This is a genomic window from Virgibacillus sp. 7505 (assembly GCF_002272135.1).
In the GTDB taxonomy this organism is placed as follows: Bacteria; Bacillota; Bacilli; order Bacillales; family Amphibacillaceae; genus Terribacillus.
In genome coordinates, this window is record NZ_NPBF01000037.1 from 64,470 (window position 1) to 72,108 (window position 7,639).

General features: G+C 45.5%; 6 protein-coding genes. 4 read left to right on the top strand and 2 right to left on the bottom strand.

Annotated elements, in window-relative coordinates; all coding sequences use genetic code 11:
* Positions 1 to 92 precede the first annotated feature (92 nt).
* The 3 genes from CHH91_RS16875 (at position 93) to CHH91_RS16885 (ending at position 3,233) form a co-directional block, all read left to right on the top strand.
* Positions 93 to 770: a metal-dependent hydrolase gene (locus CHH91_RS16875; protein ID WP_095224606.1), complete on the top strand. Its 678-nt coding sequence runs from the start codon at positions 93 to 95 to the stop codon at positions 768 to 770.
* A 180-nt stretch (positions 771 to 950) separates the two neighbouring features.
* Entirely contained in the window at positions 951 to 2,267 is a 1,317-nt protein-coding gene (locus tag CHH91_RS16880; RefSeq protein WP_095224607.1) for a DRTGG domain-containing protein, read from the top strand.
* Positions 2,268 to 2,288: 21 nt separating this feature from the next.
* Positions 2,289 to 3,233 (top strand): DHH family phosphoesterase, encoded by a 945-nt coding sequence (locus CHH91_RS16885; RefSeq protein WP_176465835.1) that lies wholly within the window; start codon positions 2,289 to 2,291, stop codon positions 3,231 to 3,233.
* Here CHH91_RS16885 and ytrI read toward each other — a convergent pair.
* Positions 3,230 to 3,733 (bottom strand): sporulation membrane protein YtrI, encoded by a 504-nt coding sequence (ytrI, locus tag CHH91_RS16890; RefSeq protein WP_095224609.1) that lies wholly within the window; start codon positions 3,731 to 3,733, stop codon positions 3,230 to 3,232. The genes CHH91_RS16885 and ytrI overlap by 4 nt on opposite strands.
* Positions 3,733 to 4,065 (bottom strand): sporulation membrane protein YtrH, encoded by a 333-nt coding sequence (ytrH, locus tag CHH91_RS16895; protein ID WP_038562204.1) that lies wholly within the window; start codon positions 4,063 to 4,065, stop codon positions 3,733 to 3,735. The genes ytrI and ytrH overlap by 1 nt, the downstream gene beginning before the upstream one ends.
* A gap of 126 nt (positions 4,066 to 4,191) precedes the next feature.
* Between ytrH and dnaE the strand changes: the two genes are divergently transcribed.
* On the top strand, positions 4,192 to 7,464 hold the full coding sequence (dnaE, locus tag CHH91_RS16900; protein ID WP_095224610.1) for a DNA polymerase III subunit alpha: 3,273 nt from the start codon (positions 4,192 to 4,194) through the stop codon (positions 7,462 to 7,464).
* Positions 7,465 to 7,639 lie beyond the last annotated feature (175 nt).

The following is a 7,639-nucleotide window of genomic DNA, read 5'->3' on the forward strand; positions in this document are numbered from 1 at the left end:
CCTTTCCCACAGTATAGCAAAAAACGTATTGCGTTTCTTCCGTATATAACTGTGGTAAACTAAATGCGAAAAAATGAAAAGGGGTTGTAAACGTGAAAATCTCATTCCACGGACAAGCTGTAGTACAGATTGTTACCGAAAAGCATACGATATTAATCGACCCGTTCATCACTGGAAATGCTACATGTGATTTGAATGCAGACGATGTGCAGCCAGATGTGATTCTGCTGACACACGGCCACAATGACCATGTCGGAGATACAATCTCGATAGCTAAAAGAACTGGTGCGCTAGTGGTAGCGCCGAATGAATTGGCAGTCTACTTGGAAGGCAAAGGATTGAACACACATCCAATGGGTATAGGCGGTGCACATGAATTTGAATTTGGACGTGTAAAGCTGACTCAGGCATTTCACAGCAGTGCTATTACAGATGAAGATGGCACCCACTACATGGGAATGCCTACGGGGATTCTGTTCACTGCAGAAGGAAAGACAATCTATCACGCCGGTGATACAGGTTTGTTCTCGGATATGAAACTTATCGGAGATACGAACTCCATTGACGTTGCTTTACTGCCTATTGGAGATAATTTCACGATGGGTCCGGAGGATGCGCTGATTGCCGCTGAGTGGGTAAAGGCCAAACAAGTCGTTCCGATTCATTACAATACATTCCCATTGATTGAACAGGATGGCGCGGCATTTGCTGAAAAAGTGAAACCTGGTCAAGGTGTCCACCTTGAGCCTGGTCAATCCATTACAATCTAAAGAAAACAGCATCCTGTGATAGGATGCTGTTTTTATCTGTTATAGTGATTGGAATGATTTTAGAATGTTATTTTTCAAGATAAACAGCAATTTCTCTTCTTAAATTGAAACCTTCACCTAAAAACTGTACAATAACAATAGATAAATAAAGACTAGTACAGATAAGGACACGGTGAACGAATGTCGACAAAACACGATCAGATTATTAAATATATTGAGAACCTTCCGGTTGGCGGGAAGATATCCGTACGTGCAATTGCCAAGGAATTGAATGTAAGTGAAGGAACCGCTTACCGTGCTATCAAAGAGGCGGAGAATAAAGGGCTGGTCAGTACAATCGAGCGTGTCGGTACTGTAAGGATTGAAACAAAGATCAAGGATAATTTCGATCGCTTATCTTTTGCGGAAATTATTGGGATCGTGGATGGGCAAGTGCTTGGAGGCAGGGATGGCTTGCATAAAACGCTTAATAAATTCGTTATCGGTGCGATGGAACTTGATGCTATGATGCGCTATACCCAAAAGGATGCTCTGCTCATCGTCGGTAACCGTATTGAAGCGCATGAACTGGCAATCAAGGAAGGGGCAGCTGTGCTCATAACCGGTGGATTTGACACGGATGACCGTATTAAGCGTTTGGCTGATGAGAAGGAGCTTCCTGTCATCTCGACGAGCTATGATACATTTACGGTTGCAGAACTGATTAACCGAGCGATTTATGATCAGATGATTAAGAAAGAGATCATTGTAGTAGAGGATATTTACACACCAATGCAGCATACATATCATTTGCAGGAAACGGATACGCTTGAAAGATGGTATACGTTCAATGCGGAAACGACTCATACACGTTATCCGGTAACTAATGCTGCCCAAAAGGTAACAGGAATGGTCACCTCAAAGGATATCATCAATAAAGACAGACAGCTGTCGGTTGTAAAGGCAATGACAAAGAATCCGCTTACCGTTCAGAAGCATACGACCCTCGCATATGCTGCCCATATGATGGTTTGGGAAGGTATCGAGATTATTCCGGTTGTCGATCAGCAGCATAAACTGCAGGGTTTGATTTCCAGACAGGATGTTTTAAAAGCGCTTCAGCAAATCCAGCTGCAGCCGCAAATCGGTGAAACAATTGAGGATTTGGTAACGAGAGAGATAGATTTGCTGGAAGATGAGGCACCAGACATCGTATTCCAAGGGAAAGTGACTCCGCAGATGACAAATCAGCTTGGCAGTCTTTCTACCGGGGTTCTGACAACGTTTGTCACGGAAGCAAGCCGACGTTTTGTCCGGAAGATGAAGAAGGGGGATATGGTAGTCGATAATATATCCGTCTATTTCCTGCGTCCCATTCAGCTGGACAGCACGATCCTCATCAAGCCGCGAATACTGGAAGTTGGTCGGAAGCTGGCGAAAATGGATGTGGAAGTGTATAGTAACAAGAAAACATTAGTTGCAAAAGCACTGCTTATGGCACAGTTATTGGATCGCTGAGGCAGATACATAGAGGGGGATATGATGCACGATAAAATCCTGGAAAGAATTAAAGAATATGAAACAATCATCATTCAGCGCCATGTCCGGCCGGATCCGGATGCGTATGGCTCACAGGTCGGATTGAGTGAAATCATAAAGGCATCATTTCCAAATAAACAGGTATGGGTTGTAGGTGACGCTGATCCATCACTGACATTCCTGGCAGAGATGGATACGATAGCTGACAGCGTATTCGAGCAAGCGCTTGTCATCATTTGCGATGCTGCTAATCAGCCGCGTATTTCTGACCAGCGGTATAAGCTAGCCAAAGAAATCATCAAGATAGATCATCATCCGGAAGTGGATCGATATGGAGATATTCAGTGGGTTGTTCCTACAGCCAGTTCAACAAGTGAAATGATTTACGAATTGTATGCAGCTCATCCAGAGCTTCAGCTGACGACTCGGGGCGCAATGTTATTATATGCTGGTATTGTCGGTGACACGGGACGTTTCCTATTCCCCTCAACAAGCGAGAAGACATTCCACTATGCTGGTGAATTGATTAAGCATCCCTTTGACCGGACGGTGCTTTATGAAAAACTGTATGCTTCGAGGCTTGGTGTCGCCAGACTTCAGGGATATATCCTCCAGCAACTGGAATTGCATGAAACCGGTGTTTGTGCAATCCGTATTACAAAGGATATTCTTGCATCCTACGGAGTGACTTCTTTGGAAACAAGTCAGCTTGTCGGTACAATATCCAGTATAGAAGGCGTCAAAGCATGGCTGTTTTTCGTTGAAGAAGAAGAACAGATTCGAGTGCGGATCCGGTCGAAAGGGCCTGTGATCAATGGGTTGGCCGGGAAATACAATGGCGGCGGTCATGCGTTCGCTTCTGGTGCTACGGTGTATAGCTGGGATGAAGCCGCCAGACTTGAGCGGGATTTGCAAGATATTTGCCGTCAGTTTGAATCAAATTAAATGTCTGTCTCCACTGTCACTGTCAAGTAGAGGATCTCGGAAATGATCAGCTGCTTGACAGCGACTTTATACCGAAATCCATCCAGTTCATATACCTTATTTTCAATCGCACCTAGCAATAGAGGGGTGTTTTGGACAGCTCCATTAACACTGCGGCCGATCATATGGCGTGCTTCTTCCTTAATCGCTTCCTTTAGTTCGTGCTCAATCAATTTGTCCAGCTCCAGGCTGTCATCTGGTTCAATAGCAACCGTGATTTCATCAATAAGAAGACCTTCCTGCTGCAGTTCATTCATTTCCTCATTGTTGTCCTTCAGTACTTCGATATCCCGTTCCAAGTCGTGTATCGTACCTTCCATTTCTACTTTTTCCTTCACCCAGTCTTCAAATAATGTGCCATACATGAACAGATAGACAAAATAGGAAATGATTCCCCCAAGGAAAAATCCGACCAAAAAGCGCTGCCACCCAGTCTGCTTATAAATCGGCGGTATGTGCATTAGGAGACATCCTCCTGGATGAACCAGCCGATGATTAAGAGTGCGGTTTTTACTCCTCCCATCGCAGCGATGATGATAAGAATTTGTTTGATGACATCAAAAGTCGCCCCTTGATAGATACCTTTTTCGAAATTAGTAATAGCGTCGAATGTTCCGCCGATTGCCGCAATGATAGCCCAGATCCGAATACCGCTGGAAATACGCTTGATGGCGGTGAGTGGTGGTTCTCCAGTAGCAAAAGCACCAATACTGCCGATGAAACAGCCCCCGATCATAACGCCGAGTGCAATGAAATAACAATGCATCATTGAAATGATAACTCGTTCTTCCATGCTGAAACTCCTTTTCAAAGTCTTTTTCTACCCTATGGCAGCGCGGGACAAGTTATGTTAGTCATTTCAATGTCTGCAAGATTTCGTATATAATGGAGAGAGTGTAAAAAAGGACGGTAATGATGTATGGAGTTCTCGCATCTGCAAATCAGAAGCAGTTATAGCTTCTATCAGAGTACAATTAAAATTCCTCAATTAGTGAAGAAAGCCAAGGAAGCAGGTTTTGAAGCTTTGGCCCTGACGGATGACGTGGTAATGTACGGTGTTGTGCCGTTTTATCAGGCTTGTTTAGAGGCAGGTATAAAACCGATTATCGGAATCCATGTTCCAGTCGAGGCAGAAGGGCAAGTGATGAAAGTTCTCTTGCTTGCAGAAAATGATACTGGATATCAGCAGCTAGTAGAATTAAGTACATACTTGCAAACGAATGAAACAAATCATTTGCCAATTGCATCATTGGAAGCATATGCGAATGGAGTCATTGCAATAATTCCAACGCACACATTGATACAGCTTCAGATCGATCCATGGCGATCCATATTTGGTGAACGGCTGTATGCTGGTATCAGTCCGGAAGAAGTGCGTTACCTGGATGACCAGACCTTGACCAATTGGCAGCAGCAATACAATCTTCGATTCGCGGCAACTGGAGACGTGCGCTATGTGCAGGAAGATGATATCGATGCATATCATTGTCTGCTTGCAATTGAAGAAGGAGCAACCTGGGAGCCGCTGGTGCATGATGTACAACCGATGCATCATTTGCGTACGGGGGCAGAGATGGAACGGCTTTCCGATAGTGAATTATGGCGGGAAGCGTTGGCTGAGGCCGGCGCCATCGCTGAGCGATGTACGATTCAGCTGCAGCTTGGCGGTCGCCATTTACCTGCATACCCAGTCCCTCAAGAAGAACAAGCTGATACATATTTGAGCCAACTATGCAGTATTCGGCTTCAGGAGCTATATGGGGATAGGAAGGATGCAAGAGATCGGCTGACATATGAGCTGAACGTAATAAAGGAAATGGGCTTTAGTGATTATTTCCTTATCGTTTGGGATTTCGTCCGATATGCAAAGGAACACGGCATCCGTGTCGGTCCCGGCCGCGGATCAGCCGCCGGTTCGCTCGTTGCCTATGTACTGGGCATTACAGCGGTGGATCCATTAGCTTATGGTCTTTTATTCGAACGTTTCCTCAATCCGGAACGAATCTCGATGCCGGATATTGATATTGACTTCTCTGACTACCGCAGGGATGAGGTCATCCGCTATGTACGGGATAAATATGGAGCAGACCATGTAGCACAAATCATAACATTCGGTACCTTTGCAGCCCGCTCCCTTTTGAGAGAGCTCATTAAGACGATGGAGATACCGCAGGCTGATGCTGCTTACTTGCTTAAGATGATTCCGAATAACGCAGCATCATTGTCTGCTGGTTTAAAGGCTTCAGAAGAACTTACTGCCTATGTAAAAGAATCCGAGCAGCTGAAGCGGTTATTCCGAATCGGCGTCAAGCTCGAGGGATTGCCGCGGCATGCATCGACGCATGCCGCTGGTGTCGTCATCAGTGCCGACCCGCTCGTGAAAACAGTTCCACTCGCTTCAGGGCATGATGAGGTGGCATTGACACAATTTTCCATGAAGGAGCTGGAGCAGCTGGGTCTTTTGAAAATGGATTTCCTTGGATTGCGAAACCTGACTCTGATGGATCATGTTCTGAACAGCTTGCCGAAACAACCAGATATAGAATCGATTCCGCTGGATGACGAAATGACTTTCCGTTTATTCCGGGAAGGACGCACAAATGGTGTGTTCCAATTTGAATCAAGCGGTATGAAGCAAGTGCTGCGTCAGCTGAAGCCGTCATCATTTGAAGACATTGTCGCTGTCAATGCGTTGTACCGACCAGGTCCGATGAGTTATATCCCCGTCTTTGTCCGTCGTAAACACGGGGAAGAAGCTGTCAGCTATCCGCATGAAAGGCTTGCGCCGATTCTGGAGAAGACATATGGTGTTCTTGTATATCAGGAACAAATCATGCAAATAGCAGCCTCCATGGCTGGCTATAAGCTAGGGGAAGCGGATTTACTGCGCAGAGCTGTTAGTAAAAAAGATGCTGAGGTACTGGAAAAAGAAGAAAGCCGCTTTCTTTCGGGCTGTATAGAAAATGGGTACACTACCGATACTGCCAAGGAAGTATTTTCCTGGATCGTGAAGTTCGCCAACTACGGATTCAACCGCAGTCATGCAGTCGCATACAGCTACCTGGCCTATCAGCTGGCTTACTTAAAAGCGCATTTTCCTGCTAACTTTTTTGCTGAATTGATGAGTGGCGCAGCGAATCAGCCAGATAAGATTCGGCAGTATATCCGCGAAGCATCTGACAGCGGAATCAAGGTCTTAGCTCCTTCCATCAATAAAAGCTTTGGCAGGTATACAGTGGAAAACAGAAATATTAGAATGGGCTTGCTGACAATCAAAGGTATCGGTGCCCAAGTGGTACGCCAGATTATTGATGCCAGGAAAGATGGACCATTCAAGCATCTTTTCGATTTCTGCATTCGAGTGTCCATCAGTAAGTCTGCACTGGAGCAGCTCATATTAGCCGGGGCTTTCGATACTATGCATAATAACAGAGCTGCAGTATTAGCCACGATTGATAAAGCAATCGAGCAGGCAGAATTGTTCAGGGAATTATACGATCAGCCATCGCTGCTTGGAGAAGTCGAATTTGAGGCCACCTATGAGAAGCAGGAGCCTTTTTCATCAATGGCCACTCTAAAGCATGAAAAAGAAGTGCTTGGTTTGTATATTTCCAGTCATCCGCTCGCAAGCTATCGGGGTGATCTCCGCAGCAGCGGTTATATCGCAGTTCAGCAGCTCGAAGCACTGCCGGCTAAAAAGAAGGTACGATTGGCCGCTGTTGTGCTCCAGCAGCGGACGATCCGGACAAAAAAAGGACAGCCCATGGCATTCCTGACACTCGGAGATGAGACTGGTGAGGTCGAAGCCGTCGTATTTCCTGATTTGCATCGGCAAATCGGTCGTTTTCTGGAAGAGGAGAAACTGCTCGATCTAGTAGGGAAGATCGAGGAAAGAAATGGGGAAAGACAGCTTATCCTGCAAGATGGCCAGCTCTTCCGGGAAGACAAGCTCGAGCCTGGTAAGGAACGGCTATTCATCCGCTACGATACTATCGCTGAAGAAGAAGTTCTCGATATTGTCCGCGATTGTGCCGCGCAATATCCCGGAAATGTACCTGTCATCGTTGTACACAAGGATACTCGGAAAAGCTATCAGCTGTCTGGTTCGTATCACCTCGAGCTAAGCCAGAAAAGCCTGGGTATCTTAAGGAAACATTTCGGAAAAGAAAACGTTGCCGTGTCAGGGCAGTGATGATCTGATTAACTTTCTTTACACCATGGTGGGATATGCCTATAATGTATAGTCGTCTGTACCGATCAAGTTATAAATTACACAAAGGATGATAAAATATGTCCAATTTAAGAGAAGATGCTCTGAAAATACACCGAGAAAATAAAGGGAAACTGACGATGAAGTCGAAGATTCC